We start from the raw sequence: 21,989 nt of genomic DNA, 5'->3' as shown, positions 1-21,989 counted from the left end.
GGGGCCGCGCAAGGTACTGTGGCCCGCGGGCACGAGGCAACGCGACGAGGGGTCAGACGTGGGCATCTTCGACAAGATCCGCGGCGAGTTCATCGACATCATCGAGTGGACCGACGACAGCCGGGACACCATCGTGTGGCGCTTCCCGCGCTACGACAACGAGATCAAGATGGGCGCCAAGCTCACCGTCCGCGAATCGCAGGCCGCGGTGTTCGTCAACGAGGGCCAGGTCGCCGACGCCTACCCGCCCGGCATGTACACGCTGCAGACGCAGAACATGCCGATCATGTCCACCCTCAAGGGCTGGAAGTACGGCTTCAACTCGCCGTTCAAGGCCGAGGTGTACTTCGTCAACACCCGGCAGTTCACCGACCTCAAATGGGGCACGCAGAACCCGGTCATCCTGCGCGACGCCGAGTTCGGCATGGTCCGGCTGCGCGCGTTCGGCGGCTACGCGGTCCGGGTGGTCGAGCCGGTCGCGCTGCTGAAGGAGCTGGCGGGCACCGACCCGCAGTTCCGCACCGAAGAGGTGTCGGACTACCTGCGCAGCATGGTCATCAGCAAGCTCGGGCCCGCGATCGCGGCCGCCCAGGTGCCGATGCTCGACCTGGTCACCCAGCAGGAGCAGATCTCCGGCAAGATCGCGAACGCGCTGAACCTCGAACTGCGCGAGGTCGGCATCGAGATCTCGAAGTTCCTGATCGAGAACATCTCGGTGCCGCCCGAGGTCGAGGCCGCGATGGACAAGCGGACCCAGATGGGCGTGGTCGGCGACCTCGACCAGTACACGAAGTTCCAGTCCGCGAACGCGATCGAGGCGGCGGCGAACAACCAGGGCGGCGCGGGCGAGGGGCTCGGCATCGGCCTCGGCATGGCGCTCGGCCAGCGCGCGGCCGGACCGCAGCAGCAGCCCGCCCCGCAGCAGTACCAGCAGGCTCCCCAGCAGTACCAGCAGCCGCAGTACCAGCAGGCCCCGCCGCAAGCGCAGTACCAGCAGCAGGCCCCGCCGCAGATGCCGCCGCCGCTGCCGCAGAGCGAGCAGTGGTTCGTCGGCGCCAACGGCCAGCAGCTCGGCCCGTTCGACCGCGCGGGCCTGCAGCAGCAGATCTCCTCCGGCACGCTCGCCCAGGACACCCTGGTGTGGAAGGCGGGCATGGCGCAGTGGACCCCGGCCGCGCAGGTGCCGGAGGTGTCGGCGCTGTTCGGCGCGGCCCCGCCGCCGCTGCCGCCGTCCTGAGCCGCGTCGACCTTCTGGGGGACCCATGACCGATCCACGTTCCCAGCAGAGCGGCGTGGCCAACACGACCTATCCGTGCGGCGGCTGCGGCGCGCGGCTGGAGTTCGCGCCGGGCACGACGGCTCTGCAGTGCCCGTACTGCGGGTTCCGGCAGGAGATCGCCGCCGGAGAGAAGCAGATCCGCGAGATCCCGTTCGCCGAGCTGGCGAACCTGGCGCGCAAGCCGGTGGGGTCGATCGGCAAGTACGTCTTCGTGTGCCAGCGCTGTGCGGCGCGGACGGAGACCAACGAGACCGCCAGCATGTGCCAGTTCTGCGGCGCGCCGCTGGTGATCGACCCGGACGCGTCCGGCCAGCTGGTGCCCGAGGGCGTGCTGCCGTTCGCGTTCGACCGGCCCGCGGTGAGCACGCATCTGAAGAAGTGGACGTCCTCGCGCTGGTTCGCGCCGACCGCGCTGAAGAAGGTCACCACCGCCGAGTCCACGAAGAGCACCTACATCCCGCACTGGACGTACGACTCGCAGACCGTTTCGGTGTACACCGGCGCCCGCGGCGAGTACTACTACGTCACCGAGACCTACTACGAGAACGGCGAGCAGCGGACCCGCCAGGTGCGCCACACCCGCTGGTACCCGGCGCGCGGGCGGGTCGCGCGGAACTTCGACGACGTGCTGGTCCCGGCGAGCACCCAGCTGCCGCTGCCGGAGCTGGACAAACTCGCGCCGTGGCCGCTGCTCGACTCCGCGCCGTACCAGCCGCAGTACCTCTCCGGGCACTTCGCGCTGCGGTACGACATCGAGCCGGAGACCGGCTTCGAAGAGGCGAAGAACCGGATGGCCCCGGTCATCGCCGACGACTGCAAGAACGACATCGGCGGCGACACCCAGCGGCTGAACTCGGTCGACACGCAGCACAACAACGTGACCTTCAAGCTGATGCTGCTGCCTGTGTGGGTCGCGACCTACGTGTACGCCGGGAAGACCTGGCAGATCCTGGTCAACGGCGTCACCGGCGAGATCCACGGCCAGCGTCCGTGGAGCAAGGCCAAGATCGCGGTCGCGGTGGTGCTCGCGCTGATCGTGCTCGCGGCGATCGTCTACTTCATCGCGACGAAGGGCCACAGCACCGGCACGACGCACCATTCCGTTACGCGCCACTGAGTTTTTTCGAAGGATGTGAAATGCCGTGCTGATGGGCATGGTGCTCGGCGACCGCTGCTCCCGCGTTTCGCGGGAGCACGCGGGTTCGCCGCTGTCTTGACCGGCGGGAATCCCTGCCTGCTCACCGCGAGGCGTCGACGGCTGACTGGCCCTTCGACCCTTCTCGGGAGCATTTATGTCCACCGTCCAGTGGACCGAAAACGGAACCACCCACTCCGCCCGTTGGCATTCCGAAAACGGAACTCCGCCGCCGCGCCGCATTGTCGTCGCCGATGACCGGCTGACCGCAGCCGCCGCACTGCGTTTCGCGCGAGCCGGCACCGGAATGCTGTGGCGCGGCGATTTTCCCAACGCACGACAGCTCGTGCGCGCCATGGATCGCCGGCTCCCGCAACGCCCGGGCTCTTTCGCCGAGGTGCGCTCAGCTCGGGCAGAACGCGCGACGCTGCTGGGGAAAGTCCTGGTCTCGGTGGAAGCTGACCATTCGCTTCAGCTCCGCCGAGCACCTGACATTCGAGCCGCCTGCGAGCACGCGTTCGGCGGTTTGCCCGGCACGCTGCTCTCGTTGCGTGAGCTGCTCGGCGCTCTGAGCGCTTACCAATGGCACCAGAAAGGCATCTATCTCCAGGCGTTGAATGCGCGGATCTATCCGTCGTACAGCGTGTTCGCGCCGACCCGGAGCGAATACCTCGAACTCGTCGCGCAGGAACCGTTGCCCGGCAACGGGTCTCCAACTGCCTTCGATCTCGGCACCGGAACCGGAGTACTGGCCGCCATTCTCGCCCGACGCGGCGCAGCCGAAGTGCTGGCCACCGACCTCAACCCGCGCGCGGTGCAGTGCGCGCGGGACAACCTGCGCCAACTCGGCCTGTCCGGTCGGGTCCAAGTCCTCGAAACCGACTTGTGGCCCTCCGCCCGGCGCGCTGACCTGGTTGTCTGCAATCCGCCCTGGCTGCCCGGAAAGCCGGCCTCGGCGCTGGAACTCGGGATCTACGACGCCTCGTCCGCGATGCTGAACCGGTTTCTCGACGGCCTGCCCGGCCACCTGACGCCGCACGGCGAAGGCTGGCTGATCCTGTCGGACCTCGCCGAACATCTCGGCCTGCGGACCCGCGCCGAACTGCTCGACCGGATCTCCGCGGCCGGTCTCCAGGTGGCCGGACGGCGCGAGACCATGCCTCGGCACCGACGCGCCACGGACAGTGGCGATCCGCTGCACGCGGCCCGTTCCCGGGAACGCACGACCCTGTGGCGGCTGACCAGGTCCAGAGCGTGACCCGGCGTTTCCACACTGGACTGCACCAATCGAATACCCTCGCCGAAGGACACGGGGAGGGACGATGCCCGGACCGGGTTTTGCCGTACCACGCCGGGAATTCGTGCGGACGCTGCTGCATCGCGGGTCCCCGCCGGAGCGTCCGGACTCCGGCGGGGACCTCGCCGCGGTCGGCGAGGCGACGCTCGCACGCGCCGCGCGGTACTGGGTCGTCGTGCCGGTCGCCTACCGGATCGCCGCGTTCGTGAAGGTGTTCATCGGGTTCACCGCGGCCAACGGCAGCACCGGATTGTTCCCGGTGCTGCCCGCGGCCGCGCTGGGCGTCGCGGCGAACGCCGGATTCCTGTGGTGGCTGCTGCGCTCCGGCGGCCTGCCCGCGCGGCGCACGCGGCGGGTGCTCACCGCGGACCTCGCCGCGGGGCTGGTGCTGAACCTGCTGACCGCGGTGCTCGCCCCGGACGCGGTGCAGCCGTTCGCGATCGACGTCACCTGGACGTGGTTCGTCGGCTCGGTCGCGATGTGGGCCGGGACGTCCGGGCTGCCCGCGGCGCTGCTGCTGCTCGCCGCCGCGGTCCCGGTGCGCGTCCTGCTGACCGTGGCCGGCGGGCTGCGGCCGGACCACCCGCTCGCGGTCAGCCGGTCGATCGGCTGCTTGGTCGCGCTGGCCGTGTCGATCGTGGTGGCGTGCGGGATCCTGGTACTGCTGGGCGTCGGCACGCGGTTCGCGCTCGACATCGGCCTGCGCCGCGGCCAGGAGGCCGAACGCAGGCGCACCCGGCGGCTGCTGCACGACAGCGTGCTCCAGACGCTGGAAGCACTCGCGATCTCCCCGTCCGACGACGCCGACCACGCCGCCGAACGACTCGCCCAGCTCCGTTCGGTCGCGCACGCCGAGGCGGCCGAACTCCGCCGGAGCATCACCGAACCGCTCGAACCGCGCGATAAACGCAGCTTCGTGGTCGAACTGGCCGACGTCGCCGCCGAAATGGCCCGGGAAGGCCTGCGCACCCAGCTCGTGGCCGCCGACTTCGCCGACGACGACCGCCTTTCCGCCGAGCGGCGCACCGCGCTGTGCGAGGCGGTGCGGGAAGCACTGCGCAACACGGTGAAACACGCCGGGACGAGCCGCGTCGTGCTCCGGGTGGAGGAACGCGACGGCGGGACGGCGGTGGTCGCCCGGGACCAGGGCCGCGGTTTCGACGTGCGCGAACGCGGGCCGGGGTTCGGCATCCAGCAGTCGATCGAGGCCCGGTTGGCGGAGGTCGGAGGCACCGGACAGGTGGAATCGACGCCGGGGAACGGGACCCGGGTGACACTGTGGGTGCCGCACTGACCGGCCGGTCGCGGATTTTTCCCCGGATCGAGGGAATCGCTGCGTTTCCGGAGCTGTCTGCTCGCGGTGCCGAATATTCACTTCAGCGCGCCGGTTTGGTGTCACCAATTGTGAACAGCGAACATCCCGCGCATGCACCCCGTTCGCAGGTTCACACCCCGGCTCCGCGACGCCGATAATGGAAGGTCCGTCACCTTCAGGCCCCGCAGCGGGAGCGCTCGCATGGACACGCCGGACGAGGCACGCACGAATCGGATCGAGCGGAATCGCCGCATGCTCGAATCCTGGCGGGCAGGCGCGTCGATCACGGAAATCGCCCGGGAACACGGGCTGTCCCTGAGCTGGACCGGCCGGCTGCTGCGGCAGGAAGGCGCGGTGCTGCCGGAAATCCGCCAGGGCGTGCGCCGGCGACTCGACGTCGCGCGAATAGTCCGCGAGTACGAGTCGGGCTCGACTATTCAGAGCATCGCGGACGCGCATCAAGCGTCCTATGGCACTGTCCGTCGCTTGCTGCTGCGGGAACAAGTGACCATCCGCCCGCACGGCGGCCAGAACGCTCTCGATCGGCGCAAGCCCGGCGCCCCGGGTCACTGACCATCACCCCGGGGTGGGTGGTTCCCGACTCGTTCCGGTTTCTTTTGCGCGCCGGAGCCGGTAGAGAAGAATAATCGGGGGTGCGGAAATGGCTGAGGGGCGGCGGCGTCCGACAGACCAGTGCGGGTGCCGGTCCAGCTCCCGCCCGCGCCGTCCGTGCTGCTCGGCCGCACCGAGGAACTGACCTGGCTGGACGAAATCAGGCACCGCTCCGCCCCGCACCGGCCGTCGCGGTGCTCACCGGAGTCGGCAAAACGGCCCTCGCCCCTGCATTGGCTGCGCACCCACCGCATCCTCGGCACGAGGTTTTCCGCCGAGGGAACCGAAACCACGAAGCCCGCGAGCGCGGTACTGCACAAGTTTTCTTGCCGCACTGGGCCTTCCCGCCCGCGCCGTCCAGCACGAGTGATGTTGGTGAACAGCCGCGCAATACCGGGGCTGGCGTTGCGGTCAATCCGCTTTGCGGAGTCGCAACGCCAGCGCCGGGCAAGCCGCGGCCGCGCGCCGAGCCTCTGCCAGCAGCGGATCGGGGACCGTTCCTCCGCGGATCACTGGGTAACCCCATTCGTCCACCGTAATCAGTTCCGGCAGGATCTCCGCGCACAAACCGTGTGCTCGGCAGGCGATCGGGTCGACTGTCAGGCGGTTCATGCCGCACCTGCCGTGATCCGGCACGAACCTGCGGTCAGGTGGGCTCGGACGTCAGCCGCGAAGACTCGGAGGGCGCTTGCGGCCAGGCGGACGGCGCCGTCCGGGTGTGCGCACGCGCCCCGTCCGCTGAGGAGCGGGAGGCGGCGGGCCAGGCGGCCGGTGGCGTCCCGGCCGGCCAGCAGGTCAGCGAAATCCGCGGCGATGGCCGGGAGTCCGAACATGCACGGTCCGCATTGGCGGGCCGATTCCCCCGCCAGGGTAAAGAGAATGTCCCGGGTCAGCTCGAGGCCGCAGTGCGGCTCCGGGAGCAGGTAGAGCGAGGACAAGCCCGGTTCGCGGCCGAGCGGCAAGGGGTCGGCCAGAGAACGGGGCATCCAGGTGCCGCCGTAGCCGCCGATCAGTACTGCTTCCGCGGTAACGGATCCGCCCGCGCGAGCGAGGATCGCCGAGACCGGGGTGTCCGCCGGGACTTCCAGCACCCCAGGCCGCGAGACGGCTCCGGTGACGGTGACCAGATCAGTGTGGACGGAGCGATAACGATCCGCGCCGGTTCGGACGATGATCGCGAATTGGGCCAGGGTTTCGACATTCTGGACCAGCGTCGGGCGTCCGCGCAGGCCGCGTTCGGCAGGGCGCGGGAATTTGCCGGTCGGGCGGGCGTCGCCGGTGCCCAGGAAATGCACTAGCGCGGTTTCCTCGCTGGCGACGTACCGTTGCGGGACCATAACGACCTTGACCGGGACGGCGTCGCGGCGTTCGGCCAAAGCGGCCATGACGCTTCGGTACCCCTCGTGCAGGCAGAGATAAGCTTCGGTAGCGCCGACGGCGTGAGCGGCGACCTGGATACCGTCCAGCACTAAGTGTGGCGCGAGTTCCAACAGCGCGCGATCCTTGCGGCTAAAGGGATCGCTTTCACAACCGTTGGCGACCACAATGGACCGTCCGGGTGCGACAGAGCGCAGTTTCGCCGCAGCGGGGAAGCCAGCGCCTCCGCGGCCGCGGATACCGGCGGTGTCGATTTCGTAGATCAGTGTTTCCCGGCGGACAAGGTTGAGTCCACCGTGGACGGCAAGGTGGGCAGCGAGATTGTTGCGATGCGATGGAAGCAAGGGTCACCTCCGAAGTGGAGAGAGGCGGCGCGCCTCGGTGTCGGGGCTGGTGCTGCCGAACCGAACGCTCGCGGCGGCCAAAACCGCGAGCAGGCAGGCGATGTCGAGCGCGATCAGCAGCGGGCGTGCGCTGTCGGACGCGATAAGACCGACGCTGTGCGCGAACGCGACCGGCCAGCACAGGTAGGCGAGCCAATGCACCGCACGCCACAATCGCGGCGGGATCCGGGTGCGCAGCAGGCTCGTCACCACGATGGCTAGCAGCAAATCCACCGCCACCGCGCCGAGACCGATCCAGAACGGCTGATAGCCCGAGACGAATGGAACGACAACGGAGAGCCAGCTGAGGTCCACGTAACCGTCGACGACGGCGAACACAATGTGTGCCCCCAAAAAGAGGAGGCTGGCCAAAGCGAGATTCCGGTGCAGGTCCGCGAGAGCGAAGCGCGGCCACCGCCGGGTCGCGAACCGGCCGGAGTTGAGGAAGCCGAGCACGACAACCGCCGTCGAGAACACGAGCGAGACGATTCCGGTGGCACGGCTGAAATACCAGAGCGCGGAACTCACGACGCACGCTCCCGGCAGTCCGCGGGCCAACCCGCAGTCGTCCGGACCGCTCCGCGCGCACTCACCAGCCGTGCGGGCAATTCCCGCGACCCCAGCCAATCCAACGCGGCTACGCCCAAAACGACCGCGGCCGTGCTCGCCGTGTTGGCGTCTACACAGGACTGAGCCGCCACCGACACCGTCCGCCAGCACGGGTCCGCTGGTTCGCCGGTGCGCGGGTCGACGATGTGGTGCACCACCCGACCGCCGCGCCGCCAGGTTCGCCGGGCTACGCCAGAGGTCGCCAGGCCGCCGCTGGTGAGGGTGATCGTCGTATCCGGGCGGTCGGCCGAGTCGGTGTGGTCGTCGCCGATCGCGATCTGCCAGCCTCCGGCCGGAGCCGGGCCTGCCATCGCGAGGTCTCCGCCGAGGTTCACCAGCACGCCGCAGCCGGTGCGGCGGGCGATTTCGGCAGCGGTCCGGTCCGCGGCAAGCGCTTTCGCGGTCGCCCCCAAGTCCAGCAGGACCCCGCGCGGCAGCACGACAATCCGCCGGGCGGGTTCGAACAACACCCAGTGCGAACCGGGCGCGGGAACGGGCGCGGAGGCGGGGCCGTCGGCGATCTCGGCGAAATCCCGGTCGTAACCGAGCGCGGCCATCGACCCGCCGACCGTCGGATCGACCAATCCGCCGCTCAGCCACGACGCTCGCAACGCGGCCGACAGCGCGTCGGCCAGCAGCGGGCTCACTTCCACCTCGCGTCCCGCGGCCCGGTGGAGTGCCGAAATCTCCGAATCAGTCCGGAATCGGCTGCAGGCCCGATCGAGTTCGGCGAGCCGTGTCCGCAGCAACTCGGTCGCCGGGCCGAGCGCGGCCTCCTCGGTGACGAGCACCCGCGCGGTGGTGCCGAGCGCGGGGAACTCGCGCGAGTACGGCCCGGTCACGACGCACCCGATCCGGTGTGTGCCTGCCCGGAACCGGAGCCGGGATCCTGCGCGGGCGGCTGCAACTGGTCCTGGCCGGAGGTGCTCGAGCCGGTGGACGAATCCGTCCCGCTGGTCGACGACGAGCCCGTCCCGCTGGTGGACGGAGTAGCGGCCGCCGTCAGCCCGTATCCGATGCCGCCGGCCGCCGCCACTCCGAGCACCGCCGCGACCGCCGTGACGAGCGCCGTGCGGTGCCGGACGCGAGCCCGTTCCTCTTGCTTTCTCCTGATGTCCGGGTCCATGGCGGGTGTCCTCTCCGGTCGTGGGAACACCCAGTCTCAGCCGCGAATCTATGAGTCCGCTGGGAACGACCTGTCAGTTTGCTGCCAGTCACTACACTCCGCGCATGAGCACGGTCCTCGCGTGGGCGACGCTGGCGGTGTGGGCCGGGCTCGCGTTGTGCCACAGCTGGTTCTGGCGCACCGACCAACGGCTGCCCGAGCTGGTCCGGCCGGAGCGCTGGCCGTCCGTCGCCGTCGTGGTACCCGCCCGCGACGAGGCCGAACTGCTTCCGGACACCCTGCCCACGCTGCTCCGCCAGACCTACCCGGGCGACGCGCGAGTCATTCTCGTGGACGACGGCAGCAGCGACGGCACCGCGGAGGTCGCCCGCTCCCTGACTGTCCCGAATGGACTCCCGCTCACCGTGACGACCCCCGGAGAACCGCCGGACGGCTGGACCGGGAAGCTCTGGGCCGTCGCACACGGCGTCCGCGAGGCGGGAGACGTCGAGTTTCTCCTGCTCACCGACGCTGACATCGCACACGCCGCCGACTCGCTGGAAACCCTCGTCGCGGCGGCCACCAACGGCCGGGACCTGGTGTCCCAGATGGCCGTCCTGCGGACCGCGACGTTCTGGGAGCGGCTGATCGTGCCCGCTTTCGTCTACTTCTTCGCGATGCTCTACCCCTTCCGCCGCGTGAACTCCGCGCGCTGGCGCACCGCCGCCGCAGCCGGCGGTTGCGTCCTCGTCCGCCGCACCGCGCTCGAAGCCGCGGGAGGAATCGCCGCGATCCGCGGTGCGGTCATCGACGACGTCGCGCTCGCCCGCGCCGTCTCCTCCGCCGGCGGCCGGATCTGGCTGGGCTACGCGTCGAAGGTCCGGAGCGTCCGGCCGTATCCCCGGCTCGCGGACCTGTGGCGGATGGTGGCCCGCAGCGCCTACACCCAGCTGCGGCACTCTCCGCTGCTGCTGGCCGGGACCGTCGCCGGCATGATCGCCGTTTTCCTCGCCCCGCCGGCCCTCGCCCTGACCGGCTCGTGGCAGGCCGCCGTCGCGTGGCTGCTGATGGCGGCGACCTTCGTCCCGGTCGCCCGGTATTACCGCCAGCCCCTGGTCGCGGGCCTGGCGCTGCCGTTCACCGCGGCCCTCTACACCCTCATGACGATCGACTCCGCTCGCCGCCGGACCGGCTGGAAGGGCCGCACGTACTGACCGGGAGAGCGAGTTCACACCACCCGGGGATGCACGTTCATACATCGTCATGCATAATCATTCCTATGTCCAAGGTGCTCACTTCCCTTCCCGTCGGCGAGCGGGTCGGCATCGCGTTCTCCGGCGGCCTCGACACGTCCGTGGCGGTGGCGTGGATGCGCGACAAGGGTGCGGTTCCGTGCACCTACACCGCCGACATCGGCCAGTACGACGAACCCGACATCGCGTCCGTCCCCGGCCGTGCGCACGCCTACGGGGCGGAGCTCGCGCGGCTGGTCGACTGCAAGGAAGCCCTCGTCGAGGAGGGGCTCGCCGCGCTGACCTGCGGGGCGTTCCACATCCGCACCGGCGGACGGGCCTACTTCAACACCACCCCGCTCGGCCGCGCGGTCACCGGCACCCTGCTGGTCCGCGCGATGCTGGAGGACGACGTCCAGATCTGGGGCGACGGCTCCACCTACAAGGGCAACGACATCGAGCGGTTCTACCGCTACGGCCTGCTCGCCAACCCGGGCCTGCGGATCTACAAGCCGTGGCTCGACGCGGCGTTCGTCGGCGAGCTGGGCGGCCGCAAGGAGATGTCGGAGTGGCTGCAGGCGCACGACCTGCCCTACCGCGACAGCACCGAGAAGGCCTACTCCACCGACGCCAACATCTGGGGCGCCACGCACGAGGCGAAATCCCTCGAGCACCTGGACACCGGCATCGAGATCGTCGAGCCGATCATGGGCGTGCGGTTCTGGGACCCCGAGGTCGAGATCGCGCCCGAGGACGTCACGATCGGCTTCGAGCAGGGCCGTCCGGTGACGATCAACGGCAAGGAGTTCGGCACCTCGGTCGAGCTGGTCCTGGAGGCCAACGCGATCGGCGGGCGGCACGGCCTCGGCATGTCCGACCAGATCGAGAACCGGATCATCGAGGCCAAGAGCCGCGGCATCTACGAGGCCCCGGGCATGGCGCTGCTGCACGCGGCGTACGAGCGGCTGGTCAACGCGGTGCACAACGAGGACACCATCGCCAGCTACCACAACGAGGGCCGCCGGCTCGGCAGGCTGATGTACGAGGGCCGCTGGCTCGACCCGCAGGCGATGATGCTGCGCGAATCGCTGCAGCGCTGGGTCGGCACCGCGATCACCGGCGAGGTCACGCTGCGGCTGCGGCGCGGCGAGGACTACTCGATCCTCGACACGTCCGGCCCGGCGTTCAGCTACCACCCGGACAAGCTGTCGATGGAGCGCACCGAGGACTCCGCGTTCGGCCCGGTCGACCGGATCGGCCAGCTGACCATGCGGAACCTCGACATCGCCGACTCGCGCGCCAAGCTGGAGCAGTACGCCAGCCTCGGCATGGTCGGCGGCACCTCGCACCCGAAGCTGATCGGCGCCGCGCAGGCGGCCGCGACCGGCCTGATCGGCGCGATGCCCGAGGGCGGGGCCGAGACGATCGCGTCCCGCGGCCGGGCCGACGACGTCGAGCTGCTCGACCGCGCCGCGATGGAATCCGGCACGGACTGAGGCTTTTCTCCCGCGAATGCCCGCGTCGGCGTACCGGCGCGGGCATTCCCTCTATACCAGCGACCGCACCCCGCTAACGTCTCTATATTCCGGCGGCGGCGCCCGGCTAACGTGGCGGCGTGACCCCGATTTTCCAGCTGTCCGCCGACCACGTCACGGCCGAGGCGGCGCTCGACCCGATCGCCGCGACCCTGGACGGCGTGACCACCGACGCGACCGCGCTCACCGACCTCACCCCGGACGGTTTCGCGGCCCGCGCCGACCTGGCGCGGCGCACGCTCGCCGCTCTCGCGAAGCTGTCCCCCGAGTCCCGCGCGGACCGGATCGCGGCCACGCATCTGCGGAACAGCCTCGAAGCCGAGCTGGCCTGGCACGAGCTGGACGAGCCGTTCCGCCAGGTCCAGGCCCATTTCGGCACGCTGAACACCATCGCCGATTCGGTCCGGCTGCTGCCGCGCCGCGACGCGGACGACTGGCACGTCCTCGCGGTCCGGCTGGCCGGCGTCGAAACGATGCTGGAGGGCTGGCAGAAGACGCTGCGGGCCGGTCTCGACCGCGGTCTGCGCGCCGCCCGCCGGCAGGCGCTCGAAACGGCCGCCCAGGCCGAGCGGTACGCCGGTGTCCACAATGCACTCGTCGAGGAGTACGGCGACGGACCTCGGGCCGCCGAGTTGCGCGCTGGCGCCGACGCCGCCCATCGCGGTTACGCCGCCCTCGCCCGGTTCCTGCGGGAGGATTACGCCCCGCACGCCACGGAAACCGACGGCGTCGGCGCGGAACGCTACGCCGTCGCCGCCCGGCTTTCCCTTGGCGCGGACCTCGATCTCGCCGAAGCCTACGATTGGGGCTGGGCGGAACTTCAGCGCATCGAAACGGAAATCGCCGCCGAGGTCGAGAAAATCCAGCCGGGCGCGAGCGTCGCGGAAGTCCTCGCGCTGCTTGACGACGAGTGCTTTGTCACCGGCGAAGAGTCCTATTTGGACTGGCTGCGGACCGCGCACGACCACGCGCTGGAGGCGGCGAGCGAGCACTTCGACATCCCGGAACCGTTGCGCGCCTTGGATGTTGTCCTCGCCCACGGCTCCGCGTCGGGCTCGCCGTACTACACCGGACCCGCGGAAGACGGCACCCGTCCCGGCCGCACGTGGTGGCCGCTGGGCGGGCGGGAGCGCTTCGCGACCTGGTCCGAGCTGACGACGGTGTTCCACGAAGGCGTTCCCGGGCACCATCTGCAGATCGGCGTCGCCGGTCTGGCCGGGGACTCGGTCAGCCGCTACGCACGCGTCCATTCGGTGAGCGGGCACGCGGAAGGCTGGGCGCTGTACGCCGAACGTCTCGCCGACGAACTCGGCTGGTTCTCCGAACGCGGTACCCGGCTCGGCATGCTCGCCGGCTCCGCGCTGCGGGCCGCGCGCGTCGTGATCGATCTCGGGGCGCACCTCGACCTGCCGCTGCCGGACGGTTCCCGCTGGGACTTCGACGCCGCGTGCCGCTTCCTGCACGAACGCGGACTGGCCGGGAAGCACCGGGTGCACGCCGAAATCGTGCGCTATCTCGGCTGGCCGGGGCAGGCGATCTCGTACAAGATCGGCGAGCGCGCGTGGCTGCGGGCGCGCGCCGAAGCGGCCGCCAAGCCGGGGTTCACGCTGCGCCAGTGGCACCGCGACGTGCTGGGCGTCGGCCCGGTCGGACTCGCGGCGCTGCGGGATGCGCTGAGTTAGGCCTTGGCCTCGCATTCCGCGCACATGCCCCACCACGTGACCTCGGCCTGGTCCACCCGGAAACCGGGCACCGGACCGGGTTCGAGGCACGGCGCGGCGCCGACCGCGCACGGCACGTCCTGGATCCGGCCGCAGCCGCGGCAGACCAGGTGGTGGTGGTTGTCGTGCGTTTCGAGTTCGAACCGCGCGGGCGAGCCGGCCGGTTCGAGCGGGCGCAGCAGGCGGGCGCCGACGAGGTCGTCGAGCACGTTGTAGAGACCCTGCCGGGACAGCGCGCCGACCGCGCCGTCCGCGTCGAGCACCGTCGCGATTTCCGCGGCCGTGACGTGCGGGGTCCGCGCGACCGCGGCCAGCACCGCACGCCGCTGCGGCGTGTTGCGCAGACCTTTGTCGCGCAAGCGCGCCCCGAACTCGTCCATGGCCCGGATCGTACCCGCAGACTTGACCGAATCAATTCTGGCGTGCAGTGGCTCACAGTCCCAGAGTTGACCCGTTCTTACATTTGACTGGATCAAGTGTGCGGACTACAAAGGAGGCGTGCTCACGACCTCCGCACCCCTCCCGTCCAGCGCCGACGCCGGAACCCGGCTCCGGCGCGCCGGCCTGCGCGTGACGACCGCCCGGCAGGTCGTGCTGGAAGTGCTGGCCGAAAATCCGCACGTGACCGTCGCGGAACTGCTGCCGCTGGTCCGCACCCGGCTGTCGATGGCGTCCACGAGGGGCGTGCACGACGTGCTGACCACCGGCGTCACCGCCGGCCTCGTCCACCGCTTCGACCACGTCGGCGTCGCGCAGCGCTACGAGCTGTCCGGTTTCGACCACGGACACCTGCTGTGCCGCCAGTGCGGTCGACTGGAGGCACTCCCCACCGCTCCGACGGAGGACGTGGTGTCCGGCCTGTGCTCGCGCTGCGAACCGGCCGAGTAAGCGCAGCGATCGCCTCGGGCTAACGCACCGCTCGCGCGTCCATTCACCCTGGTCAGAGCAGTCATTACCGCAGAGGTAATTTACATACAGACTGCATGTATGTATCTTCGCCAGCATGAACGAAGAACTCGGCACTGCCCGGCACGTCAACCTCCCCCAAGGCGAACTCCGGTACTTCGAGCGCGGACGCGGCCGCCCGGTCGTTTTCGTGCACGGCGTGCTCACCAACGCCCTGCTGTGGCGCAAGGTCGTCCCGACCGTCGCGGACGCCGGATTCCGTTGCCTGGCCCCGGATCTTCCGCTGGGCGCGCATCCGGTCCCGATGCGCTCGGACGCCGACCTCAGCGCGCCCGGCCTCGCCACCCTGCTGGGCGATTTCCTCGCCGCACTGGACCTGGAAGACGTCATCCTGGTCGCCAACGACACCGGCGGCGCCATCACGCAACTGCTGCTCGCGCGGTATCCGGAGCGGGTCGGGCGGGTCGTGCTGACGCCGTCGGACAGCTTCGAGTACTTCTTCCCGCCGATTTTCCGGCCGCTGCCGGCGATCGCCCGCGTCCCCGGTTCGATGGCGCTGCTCGGCCAGCTGCTGCGGATCAAGCCGCTCTACCGGCTGCCGCTGCTGTTCGGCTGGGTCACGAAGCGCCCGCTGCCGCCGGACATCGCCGAGGAGTACCTGGGCAAGCTGCGGAAATCCCCTGGCCTGCGACGGGATTTGCGCAAGTTCCTGCGCACCGTCGACTCGAGCCATACCTTGGCCGCCGCGGAAAAGCTGCGCCAGTTCAAGCGCCCGGTGCTGCTCGTGTGGCCGCCGGAAGACAAACTGTTCCCGATCCGCCTCGCGCACCGGCTGGCCGAGGTTGTGCCGGACGCGGAACTGGTCGAGGTCCCGGACTCGTACACCTTCGTCTCGGAGGACCAGCCGGACGCACTGGCCGGGCACATCACTCGCTTCGCGGCCGCCATGGCAGATTAGGTGCGTGCGACGTACCCAGCAAGAACGCTCCGACGCGACGCGAGCCGCACTGATCAAGGCCGCCCGCGACCTCTTCGGCGCGCGCGGCTACCACGACGTGCCCGCCGAAGAAATCACTCGCACCGCGGGCGTCACGCGAGGCGCGCTGTACCACCACTTCGGCGACAAACAGGGCCTGTTCCGAGCCGTCGTCGAAGTGCTGGAACGCGAGCTGACCGCCGAGGTCTCGGAGGTTCTCGACGGCGCACCGGATCCGCTCTCGGGCCTTTCGTCCGCGCTGCAGGTCTTCCTCGACGCATGCCTGCGCCCGGACGTCCGGCGGATCTCTTTGACCGACGCCCCGGCCGTGCTGGGCTGGGACGCCTGGCGCGACCTGGAAGCCGAGTACGGCTTGGGGCTGGTCGCGGAGAACCTGGCGGCCGCGCGGGAAGCCGGATTGCTCGTGGACACGCCGGTGGACGCGTTGGCGCAGCTGGTCTTGGCGGCGGTGATGGAGGCGGCACGGATGATCGCCAACGCCGACGACCCGGACCGGGTGCGAGAGGATGTGCAGCAGGTGTTCGCGGGGTGGTTGAGCGGGTTGCTGCGGACCGCTTAGAGCCGGATCGATTTCTGGTTCATGAATGCCTCGATCCCGGACGGCCCCAGCTCCCGCCCCATTCCCGAGCGCTTGATCCCGCCGAACGGCAAATCCGCCTGCGACCCGCCGGATTTGTTGAAATACACCATTCCCGCCTCCAGCCGATCCGCCGCGCGGCGCAATCGGGCCGGGTCGGTGCCGAACACCGCCGCGCCCAAACCGAACGGCGAGTCGTTCGCGATCTCGATCGCGTGGTCGTCCGATTCCGCCCGGAACAAGATCGCGACCGGTCCGAAAATCTCCTCGCGGTAAGCGTCCATCTCCGGCGTGACGTCAGTCAGGACAGTCGCCTCCAGATACGCACCTTCGCCGCGACGGCCGCCGGTTCGCAAGGTAGCGCCCTGCTCGACCGCGCGGGCCACCTGGGCGGCGACCTCGTCCGCGGCCGCGACGGAAGCCAGCGGAGGCAGCTTCACCGACGGATCCGAGGGGTCGCCGGGAACGTAATAGTCCGCGACCCGCTTCGTGAACCGGTCCACGAATTCCGCGTAAAGGTCGGACTGGACGATAATCCGCTTCGGCGCGTTACAGGATTGCCCGCAGTTGCGCATCCGCGCGGTCGCGACAGCATTCACCGTTTCGTCCAGATCCGCGGCGTCGAAGACCAGCAACGGATCCGAGCCGCCTAACTCCAGAACGCATCGCTTCAGGTTCCGGCCCGCCTCTGCGGCCACGGAGATTCCGGCTTGTTCGCTGCCGGTCAGGGAAACGCCTTGAATGCGCGGATCAGCGAGAATCATCGGCACCTGCCGGCTGGACGCGAAGATGTTCACGTACGCGTCGTCCGGTACGCCCGCTTCGTACAGGATCTTCTCGATCGCCAGCGCTGAACGCGGGCAGATCGAGGCGTGCTTGAGCAGGATGGTGTTGCCCAGCACCAGATTCGGCGCGACGAACCGGGCCACCTGGTAGCACGGGAAGTTCCACGGCATCACGCCGAGCAGCGCGCCGATCGGTTCCTTGCGGATCACCGCGGACCCGCCGCGGATCGGGAGCGGCTGATCGGCGATCAGGTCCGGGCCGCGCTCCGCGTAGTAGCGGAAGATGTCCACGACGATCCCGACCTCGCCGCGGCCCTCGTTGATCCGCTTGCCCATTTCCAAGGTCATGACGGCGGCCAGTTCGTCGGCGCGGTCCGCGAAAAGGTCCGCGGCCCGGGCGACGATCGCCGCTCGTTCCGCCACCGGGCGGTCGCGCCAGCTGCGATATCCGCTTCCGACGCGCTCGATCGCCGCGCGCACCTCCTCGTCGGTCGCGTTCTCGATTTCCTCGATCAGCTGGCCCGTGACTGGGTCGGTCACCGTGTACATCGCGGTCTCCCTGCGGTCGGCATCCTCGCGGACATCCTATTGCATACAGTATCCCGTGTATAGGTAACACAGGGTAGCGAGTTCTTGACCGAGAGCGGGCAGCCGAGTATGGTCTAGACCACAAATCTCCCCACCCCTCCGCCCGCGCACCACCCCGCCGCGGGCTCGTCGGTCGTGCCGTGGCTCGGCCGGCCGCCCTCCGGCGCGGGAGCGGGCCCGGCTTCGAAGGAGCCACCATGCCCCGCAAACGCACGATGCTCGCCGCGCTCGGCGGCGCGATCCTCGCCCCGGTGCTGATGCTGATCGGCCCCGGCATCGCCAGCGCGCACGGCTACGTCAACTCGCCGCCGAGCAGGCAGGCCCAGTGCGCGGACGGAACGGTGTCGTGCGGCGACATCAAATGGGAACCGCAGAGCGTCGAGGGACCCAAGGGCCTGCAGAGCTGCAGCGGCGGCAACGAGCGGTTCGCCGACCTCGACGACGACAGCAAGGGCTGGAAGGTCACCCCGGTCGGCTCCCAGGTCACCTTCACCTGGGTGTTCACCGCGCGCCACCGCACCCTCGACTACGAGTACTTCATCGGCGGCACCCAGGTCGCGAGCTTCAGCGGCAACGACCAGGCCCCGCCGGAAACCGTGTCGCACCAGGTCGACCTGAGCGGTTACCCAGGACAGCAAAAGGTCCTCGCGGTGTGGAACATCGCCGACACCGGCAACGCGTTCTACGCCTGCATCGACCTGAACGTTTCCTGACCGCGCGAAAACGCCGGGCAGCCAGGCGGAATTTCCGCTCCGGCTGCCCCGCGGCTCATCCGGCGAACGCCTCGGCGACGGCGAGGCTGTCTTCGTGAACGTGGTACCGGGTGATCGATCCGCCGCCGACGGTCAACCGCACCGCGAACGTCGTCGCGAACCGTTTGCCGGTCAGCCGGACCGTTTGAGCGCTCGTCCCGACGAGCACCGCGTCCGCGCCGTCGACCAGGATCCGGTCGACCCGGACCTCGCTTTCCTCGGGAAGACAAGCGTTGCGAAGCGTCCGGAAGTGGTCCGCGACGTCCGTCCGGGAGGAACGGGGACGGATCCACGGCACGACGGGATGTTCCGGTTCCGGCCAGCTCACCCGCCAGTCCACCGGTTCGGCGAAAAGCTCCGCGATCCGGTCCGGGTCGCCCAGTTCGAGCCGGCGCAGGAATTCGTCCGCCACCGCCCGGGTGTCCGCGAAGGCCGGACGCGGCGGTTCGGCGAACTGGTGGTCGCGGCGAATGCGGCCGTCCTCGCCGAGTTCGGCCACGATGAAGCCGGTCCAGGCGACGTCCCCGCCCGCCGCGGGAACCATCAGGGTGCTGAACCGGACCATGCCGTGGTGGCCCACCGCGTCACCGGCGGACCGGAATACGTATCCTCCGCGCGCGACGAATTCCTCGAACGCGTCGCCGACCCGGCTCTCCAGCTCCTGATGTCCCCGATATTCCGCGGACTCGATGAACTGCACTCCGTCCTCGGCCCACAACGAGGCGATCGCCGCGCGCCGGGCGGCCGGGTCGGGTTCGTTCCACACTGCGACATAACGGTCGGCGAACTCGCCGGCCTCCATCTCCTGATCCATGCCCGGGACGCTAGCCAGGCTCCCCTGACATCTTGTGTCAGCGAAGAGAGGTTTCCGCGCTCCGCTTGCCGACCAGGAACCACAGGATCGGCCCGAGGAACGGCGCGCAGAACGCGAAGACCACCCACACGAATTTCATCCCAGACCCGAGCGGACTGCCGAGCACGCTCACCAGTGCCCCGAGGAACAGCAAGACCGGGAACGCCACCAGCACCGCAATGCCGGCGACGGCGGCGAACTGCAGGCCTTGATGGACGGTGTCGGCCAGGACGGCGGTCATCGGAAAATTCCTCTCTCACAGCGGGTTGGCGCCCATTGTGCGAGCGGAATGGCTTGGCCCGGATCGGCTTGGCGGCTCGATCCGGGTAACGCTTAAGTCGTACGCGTCAGGCTCCGAACAGCTCGAGCAAAGCCGCCGGCGCGTCCGCGCGGAAACAGCTCTCGAGACTTTGCGCCGACTCCGCCGCCGATTTCGCGCTGCGCGGGAACAACGCGGCCTCGTACTCGGCGAGCGCGCGTTCGACGTCTGCTGGGTGCCGCGCCAACGCGAGCCCCAGTTCAGCGCCATCGAGCATGGCGAGGTTCGCGCCCTCTCCGGCGAACGGCGACATCAGGTGCGCCGCGTCCCCGAGCAGCGTGACGCCGGGCACCCGCGGCCACGAATGCTCGACCGGGAGCGCGTGGATCAGCCGCGGGACCAGCTCGCCGTCCGCGTCCGCGACGAGGGCGCGGAGCCGGTCGGACCAGCCGTCGAAGTGGCTCAGCACGGCGGCCTTGGCGGCCGCGTGGTCGGCGAAGTCGACGGACGCGGTCCAGGTCTCCGGGACGCGCGCGGCGACGTAGACGTGCAGGCTGCCGTCCGGTTCGCGGTGCGCGAGAAACCCTTTGTCCTCGCCGAGCGCGAAACTCATGCCGCCGCCGAGGAGAGCTGCCGCGTCCGGGTGCCGGGTGTCCGCGTCGAGGAGGTCGATCTCGACGAAGGAGATCCCGGTGTAGGCCGGTTTTTCCGGCGAGACCAGGGGACGGATTCGCGACCAGGCACCGTCGGCTCCGACGAGTACGTCCGTGGTGAGGGACGTGCCGTCGGCGAGGGTGAGGCGATGTCGCCCGCCGGACAGCGGTTCCGCGGCGGTGACCTTCGCGCCCCAGCGGACGGCGCCCTCCGGCAGGGAGTTGAGGAGGAGGTCGCGCAGAGCTCCGCGGTCGACCTCCGGACGCCCGCCTTCGCCGTCGTCCGCCTCGGAGAAGAGGAGGGCGGCGGTGCGGTCGTAGACGCGGGTTTCCTGGCCGCCGGGGTGGATCAGGGCCTGGAATTCGGTGTGCAGGCCAGCGGCGCGGAGGGCGACCTGGCCGGAGTCGTCGTGGATGTCGAGCATGCCGCCCTGCGCGCGAGCGGACGGGGAGGCGTCGAGGTCGAGGACCGTGGCTTCGATGCCGTGGACGTGCAGGACGCGGGCGAGGGTGAGACCGCCGAGGCCGGCGCCGACGATGGTGATGGTCATGGGTTGCTCCTTCTCTTGGTGTCGGTTTCAGGGTAACGAACGTGTTCGTTACGAACAAGTTCGTTCTTGGGTTGCTTGCCCGCCGCTCGCTGGCCCTTGCTTCGACCGGGAGCCGATCACTTCAGCCCCGCGGCTGCTTTCGCTTGGCGTGATCGGGCGTCGTCAGCTACCCGAGCCGACGTCACTCGATTGGCGGCGATCCAGATCACCTTATGGGGCCGGAACATTCGTGCGGTTCACGCGTTGTACTGGGTGTCGGTACGGAGGTGCCCCCGGGCCTCACCTTCTGCCTTCCAGGAATACCGGTTCGGCCGGAGCCTGGTCGTGCCACTCGCCGCGAGGCGGCCCCCGTACCGGCGCAGACCACCCGCTCCGCGCGACTGCTCCCCCCAGACGCGGAACGGGATCCGGTGCTCCTGCTCCCGCCGGCCGGTAACCCCCAGCCGGTCCGGACGGAGCGGGAGCACACCCCCGGCCGCGGGAATGTTCTTGGCCCGCAACGAGTTGTACTGAACAGAGTTTCTCCCGAACAACGGCATGTTTCTGCCGGATGCGTTCTGCCCCTGTTAGCGGTTCTGCTCCGACAAGTCTTTTCTCAGCCACCCCGTCCGCTGCGGCGTCTCCCCGAGTGCTCCGCGCGGACGGGGATCCCGCGCCCCCGCTCCGGTTCCCGCAAGCCGGACGCGCGGGGCGCCCAAACCACCTCGCTCGCCGCGCCACCCCTCCCCCACGGTCGCGCGAGCGGGGACATGTGCCCGCCCGGCCACCGGATCCCGACCGGATCGGCCGGGTGGGCATCCCTCATCGCGCCAAGCTGATGCGGCGCGGGCGTGTGTGGCCGTCGTCGAATGCGCGGCCGAGCCGGTCCACTTCCGCAGCGCTGCATGCGCACCTGTTCAGGAACGCGCGGATTCGCCGTCCGTTGCCGGGCTCCTTGCGCATTCCCGCACTACCGTCTCCCAACGCACGGCTCAGCCGGTCAACTCGCACAGCTCCGAAACACCGCGTAGCCGTACGCACCGATCGGCAACGCGCCGCTGAGCCGCGCTGTGCACTCGCAGCCGACCGCACAGCCACGCAGACATACGCGGCCGCCACCCGACGCTCTGCCCGTCCGCCCGCACTGCGGCCAACCACCGCGCAGCTGTGCACACGCAACGGCAATGCGCGGGGTGGTTAATCGCGCTGCCAGTACACCCGGCTCCGTCCCGGGCAGCCACAGGCGCACACGTTCATCGCTAGGCCCACGGCACAACCGATCCACCCGCTGAGCGAGGACCACAAGCAGGCATTGACTTCCGCCCGCGGCTCAGCCGACCCGCACCCCACCATCCACGCAATCGCAAACGACCGCTCCACCGCACAGGTGCCCTTGCCGGGGACTAACCACCGACGCAGTCAGCCCGGGTCTGCCCAGGCTTCGGTTGACACCGGAGCTGACTGTTTCTCAGGCCGCTGCTGCGGTGGT

22 protein-coding genes are annotated in these 21,989 nt (G+C 69.7%); 12 read left to right on the top strand and 10 right to left on the bottom strand.

All coding sequences use genetic code 11. From position 1 onward, the window contains the following. Nucleotides 1-58: 58 nt before the first annotated feature. The 5 genes from L942_RS18545 to L942_RS18525 all read left to right on the top strand — a co-directional run bounded on the left by L942_RS18545 (nucleotide 59) and on the right by L942_RS18525 (nucleotide 5,599). Nucleotides 59-1,237, top strand: a complete 1,179-nt coding sequence (locus L942_RS18545; RefSeq protein WP_037362007.1) for an SPFH domain-containing protein — start codon at nucleotides 59-61, stop codon at nucleotides 1,235-1,237. Between the two features lie 25 nt (nucleotides 1,238-1,262). Further along, nucleotides 1,263-2,396: a hypothetical protein gene (locus L942_RS18540; RefSeq protein ID WP_037362005.1), complete on the top strand. Its 1,134-nt coding sequence runs from the start codon at nucleotides 1,263-1,265 to the stop codon at nucleotides 2,394-2,396. Between the two features lie 175 nt (nucleotides 2,397-2,571). Next, nucleotides 2,572-3,672 (top strand): methyltransferase, encoded by a 1,101-nt coding sequence (locus L942_RS18535; protein WP_037362003.1) that lies wholly within the window; start codon nucleotides 2,572-2,574, stop codon nucleotides 3,670-3,672. 64 nt (nucleotides 3,673-3,736) lie between these two features. Further along, complete coding sequence (locus tag L942_RS18530) at nucleotides 3,737-5,005, top strand: sensor histidine kinase (RefSeq protein ID WP_037362001.1); 1,269 nt, start codon at nucleotides 3,737-3,739, stop codon at nucleotides 5,003-5,005. Nucleotides 5,006-5,227: 222 nt separating this feature from the next. Then, nucleotides 5,228-5,599: a helix-turn-helix domain-containing protein gene (locus L942_RS18525; RefSeq protein ID WP_037362000.1), complete on the top strand. Its 372-nt coding sequence runs from the start codon at nucleotides 5,228-5,230 to the stop codon at nucleotides 5,597-5,599. A gap of 450 nt (nucleotides 5,600-6,049) precedes the next feature. On the opposite strand, the gene L942_RS18520 is transcribed toward L942_RS18525, so the two are convergent. From L942_RS18520 to L942_RS18500, 5 genes are read right to left on the bottom strand one after another with little or no spacing between them, the layout of a single operon-like run. Continuing rightward, nucleotides 6,050-6,250, bottom strand: coding sequence for a ferredoxin (locus L942_RS18520; protein WP_037361998.1), 201 nt, complete (start codon nucleotides 6,248-6,250; stop codon nucleotides 6,050-6,052). Further along, nucleotides 6,247-7,359 carry an NADH-ubiquinone oxidoreductase-F iron-sulfur binding region domain-containing protein gene (locus L942_RS18515; RefSeq protein ID WP_037361996.1) on the bottom strand — a complete coding sequence of 371 codons (1,113 nt, stop codon included), beginning with the start codon at nucleotides 7,357-7,359 and terminating at the stop codon, nucleotides 6,247-6,249. The genes L942_RS18520 and L942_RS18515 overlap by 4 nt, the downstream gene beginning before the upstream one ends. Before the next feature lie 3 nt (nucleotides 7,360-7,362). After that, entirely contained in the window at nucleotides 7,363-7,926 is a 564-nt protein-coding gene (locus L942_RS18510) for a ferric reductase-like transmembrane domain-containing protein (protein ID WP_037361994.1), read from the bottom strand. Then, a complete protein-coding gene (locus L942_RS18505) occupies nucleotides 7,923-8,849 on the bottom strand; it encodes an FAD:protein FMN transferase (protein ID WP_037361993.1) in 927 nt (308 codons plus the stop codon). The genes L942_RS18510 and L942_RS18505 overlap by 4 nt, the downstream gene beginning before the upstream one ends. Next, nucleotides 8,846-9,133, bottom strand: a complete 288-nt coding sequence (locus L942_RS18500) for a hypothetical protein (RefSeq protein ID WP_037361991.1) — start codon at nucleotides 9,131-9,133, stop codon at nucleotides 8,846-8,848. Before L942_RS18500 ends, L942_RS18505 begins: the two co-directional genes overlap by 4 nt. Nucleotides 9,134-9,237: 104 nt before the next feature. On the opposite strand from L942_RS18500, the gene L942_RS18495 reads away from it, so the two are divergent. The 3 genes from L942_RS18495 to L942_RS18485 all read left to right on the top strand — a co-directional run bounded on the left by L942_RS18495 (nucleotide 9,238) and on the right by L942_RS18485 (nucleotide 13,561). Beyond that, nucleotides 9,238-10,326 carry a glycosyltransferase gene (locus L942_RS18495; protein ID WP_037361989.1) on the top strand — a complete coding sequence of 363 codons (1,089 nt, stop codon included), beginning with the start codon at nucleotides 9,238-9,240 and terminating at the stop codon, nucleotides 10,324-10,326. Between the two features lie 65 nt (nucleotides 10,327-10,391). Then, entirely contained in the window at nucleotides 10,392-11,840 is a 1,449-nt protein-coding gene (gene argG, locus L942_RS18490; RefSeq protein ID WP_037361988.1) for an argininosuccinate synthase, read from the top strand. A 119-nt stretch (nucleotides 11,841-11,959) separates the two neighbouring features. After that, nucleotides 11,960-13,561, top strand: coding sequence for a DUF885 domain-containing protein (locus L942_RS18485; RefSeq protein ID WP_037361986.1), 1,602 nt, complete (start codon nucleotides 11,960-11,962; stop codon nucleotides 13,559-13,561). Here L942_RS18485 and L942_RS18480 read toward each other — a convergent pair. Continuing rightward, nucleotides 13,558-13,980 carry a Fur family transcriptional regulator gene (locus L942_RS18480; RefSeq protein WP_037361984.1) on the bottom strand — a complete coding sequence of 141 codons (423 nt, stop codon included), beginning with the start codon at nucleotides 13,978-13,980 and terminating at the stop codon, nucleotides 13,558-13,560. The genes L942_RS18485 and L942_RS18480 overlap by 4 nt on opposite strands. 118 nt (nucleotides 13,981-14,098) lie before the next feature. Here L942_RS18480 and L942_RS18475 point away from each other — a divergent pair, with 118 nt between their 5' ends. The 3 genes from L942_RS18475 (at nucleotide 14,099) to L942_RS18465 (ending at nucleotide 16,062) form a co-directional block, all read left to right on the top strand. Further along, nucleotides 14,099-14,488, top strand: coding sequence for a Fur family transcriptional regulator (locus L942_RS18475; protein WP_037361982.1), 390 nt, complete (start codon nucleotides 14,099-14,101; stop codon nucleotides 14,486-14,488). Between the two features lie 115 nt (nucleotides 14,489-14,603). Beyond that, the gene (locus L942_RS18470) at nucleotides 14,604-15,464 is read left to right on the top strand and encodes an alpha/beta fold hydrolase (protein ID WP_037361981.1); all 861 of its coding nucleotides are present in this window, start codon (nucleotides 14,604-14,606) and stop codon (nucleotides 15,462-15,464) included. A gap of 4 nt (nucleotides 15,465-15,468) precedes the next feature. Then, nucleotides 15,469-16,062, top strand: coding sequence for a TetR/AcrR family transcriptional regulator (locus tag L942_RS18465; protein WP_037361979.1), 594 nt, complete (start codon nucleotides 15,469-15,471; stop codon nucleotides 16,060-16,062). Here L942_RS18465 and L942_RS18460 read toward each other — a convergent pair. Further along, nucleotides 16,059-17,414 carry an NAD-dependent succinate-semialdehyde dehydrogenase gene (locus L942_RS18460; RefSeq protein WP_037361978.1) on the bottom strand — a complete coding sequence of 452 codons (1,356 nt, stop codon included), beginning with the start codon at nucleotides 17,412-17,414 and terminating at the stop codon, nucleotides 16,059-16,061. The genes L942_RS18465 and L942_RS18460 overlap by 4 nt on opposite strands. Before the next feature lie 236 nt (nucleotides 17,415-17,650). Between L942_RS18460 and L942_RS18455 the strand changes: the two genes are divergently transcribed. After that, nucleotides 17,651-18,166, top strand: a complete 516-nt coding sequence (locus L942_RS18455; protein ID WP_037361976.1) for a lytic polysaccharide monooxygenase auxiliary activity family 9 protein — start codon at nucleotides 17,651-17,653, stop codon at nucleotides 18,164-18,166. Between the two features lie 55 nt (nucleotides 18,167-18,221). On the opposite strand, the gene L942_RS18450 is transcribed toward L942_RS18455, so the two are convergent. From L942_RS18450 to L942_RS18440, 3 genes are all read right to left on the bottom strand, one after another. Then, nucleotides 18,222-19,019 (bottom strand): nuclear transport factor 2 family protein, encoded by a 798-nt coding sequence (locus L942_RS18450; protein ID WP_235079238.1) that lies wholly within the window; start codon nucleotides 19,017-19,019, stop codon nucleotides 18,222-18,224. A gap of 37 nt (nucleotides 19,020-19,056) precedes the next feature. Then, nucleotides 19,057-19,299, bottom strand: coding sequence for a PLD nuclease N-terminal domain-containing protein (locus L942_RS18445; RefSeq protein ID WP_037361975.1), 243 nt, complete (start codon nucleotides 19,297-19,299; stop codon nucleotides 19,057-19,059). 106 nt (nucleotides 19,300-19,405) lie between these two features. Continuing rightward, complete coding sequence (locus L942_RS18440) at nucleotides 19,406-20,521, bottom strand: FAD-dependent oxidoreductase (RefSeq protein ID WP_037361973.1); 1,116 nt, start codon at nucleotides 20,519-20,521, stop codon at nucleotides 19,406-19,408. Between the last annotated feature and the right edge of the window lie 1,468 nt (nucleotides 20,522-21,989).

It is taken from the genome of Amycolatopsis orientalis DSM 43388 (assembly GCF_000411975.1).
GTDB classification, from domain to species: domain Bacteria; phylum Actinomycetota; class Actinomycetes; order Mycobacteriales; family Pseudonocardiaceae; genus Amycolatopsis; species Amycolatopsis orientalis_D.
This window is presented reverse-complemented; position numbering and strand designations above follow the sequence as displayed.

Bases quoted from the DNA above. Each gene is read 5' to 3' on its own strand.
- L942_RS18540 (WP_037362005.1), top strand. From the start codon at position 1,263: ATGACCGATCCACGTTCCCAGCAGAGCGGCGTGGCCAACACGACCTAT.
- L942_RS18535 (WP_037362003.1), top strand. From the start codon at position 2,572: ATGTCCACCGTCCAGTGGACCGAAAACGGAACCACCCACTCCGCCCGT.
- L942_RS18530 (WP_037362001.1), top strand. From the start codon at position 3,737: ATGCCCGGACCGGGTTTTGCCGTACCACGCCGGGAATTCGTGCGGACG.
- L942_RS18525 (WP_037362000.1), top strand. From the start codon at position 5,228: ATGGACACGCCGGACGAGGCACGCACGAATCGGATCGAGCGGAATCGC.
- L942_RS18520 (WP_037361998.1), bottom strand. From the start codon at position 6,250: ATGAACCGCCTGACAGTCGACCCGATCGCCTGCCGAGCACACGGTTTG.
- L942_RS18500 (WP_037361991.1), bottom strand. From the start codon at position 9,133: ATGGACCCGGACATCAGGAGAAAGCAAGAGGAACGGGCTCGCGTCCGG.
- L942_RS18495 (WP_037361989.1), top strand. From the start codon at position 9,238: ATGAGCACGGTCCTCGCGTGGGCGACGCTGGCGGTGTGGGCCGGGCTC.
- argG (WP_037361988.1), top strand. From the start codon at position 10,392: ATGTCCAAGGTGCTCACTTCCCTTCCCGTCGGCGAGCGGGTCGGCATC.
- L942_RS18480 (WP_037361984.1), bottom strand. From the start codon at position 13,980: ATGGACGAGTTCGGGGCGCGCTTGCGCGACAAAGGTCTGCGCAACACG.
- L942_RS18470 (WP_037361981.1), top strand. From the start codon at position 14,604: ATGAACGAAGAACTCGGCACTGCCCGGCACGTCAACCTCCCCCAAGGC.
- L942_RS18460 (WP_037361978.1), bottom strand. From the start codon at position 17,414: ATGTACACGGTGACCGACCCAGTCACGGGCCAGCTGATCGAGGAAATC.
- L942_RS18455 (WP_037361976.1), top strand. From the start codon at position 17,651: ATGCCCCGCAAACGCACGATGCTCGCCGCGCTCGGCGGCGCGATCCTC.
- L942_RS18450 (WP_235079238.1), bottom strand. From the start codon at position 19,019: ATGGATCAGGAGATGGAGGCCGGCGAGTTCGCCGACCGTTATGTCGCA.
- L942_RS18445 (WP_037361975.1), bottom strand. From the start codon at position 19,299: ATGACCGCCGTCCTGGCCGACACCGTCCATCAAGGCCTGCAGTTCGCC.
- L942_RS18440 (WP_037361973.1), bottom strand. From the start codon at position 20,521: ATGACCATCACCATCGTCGGCGCCGGCCTCGGCGGTCTCACCCTCGCC.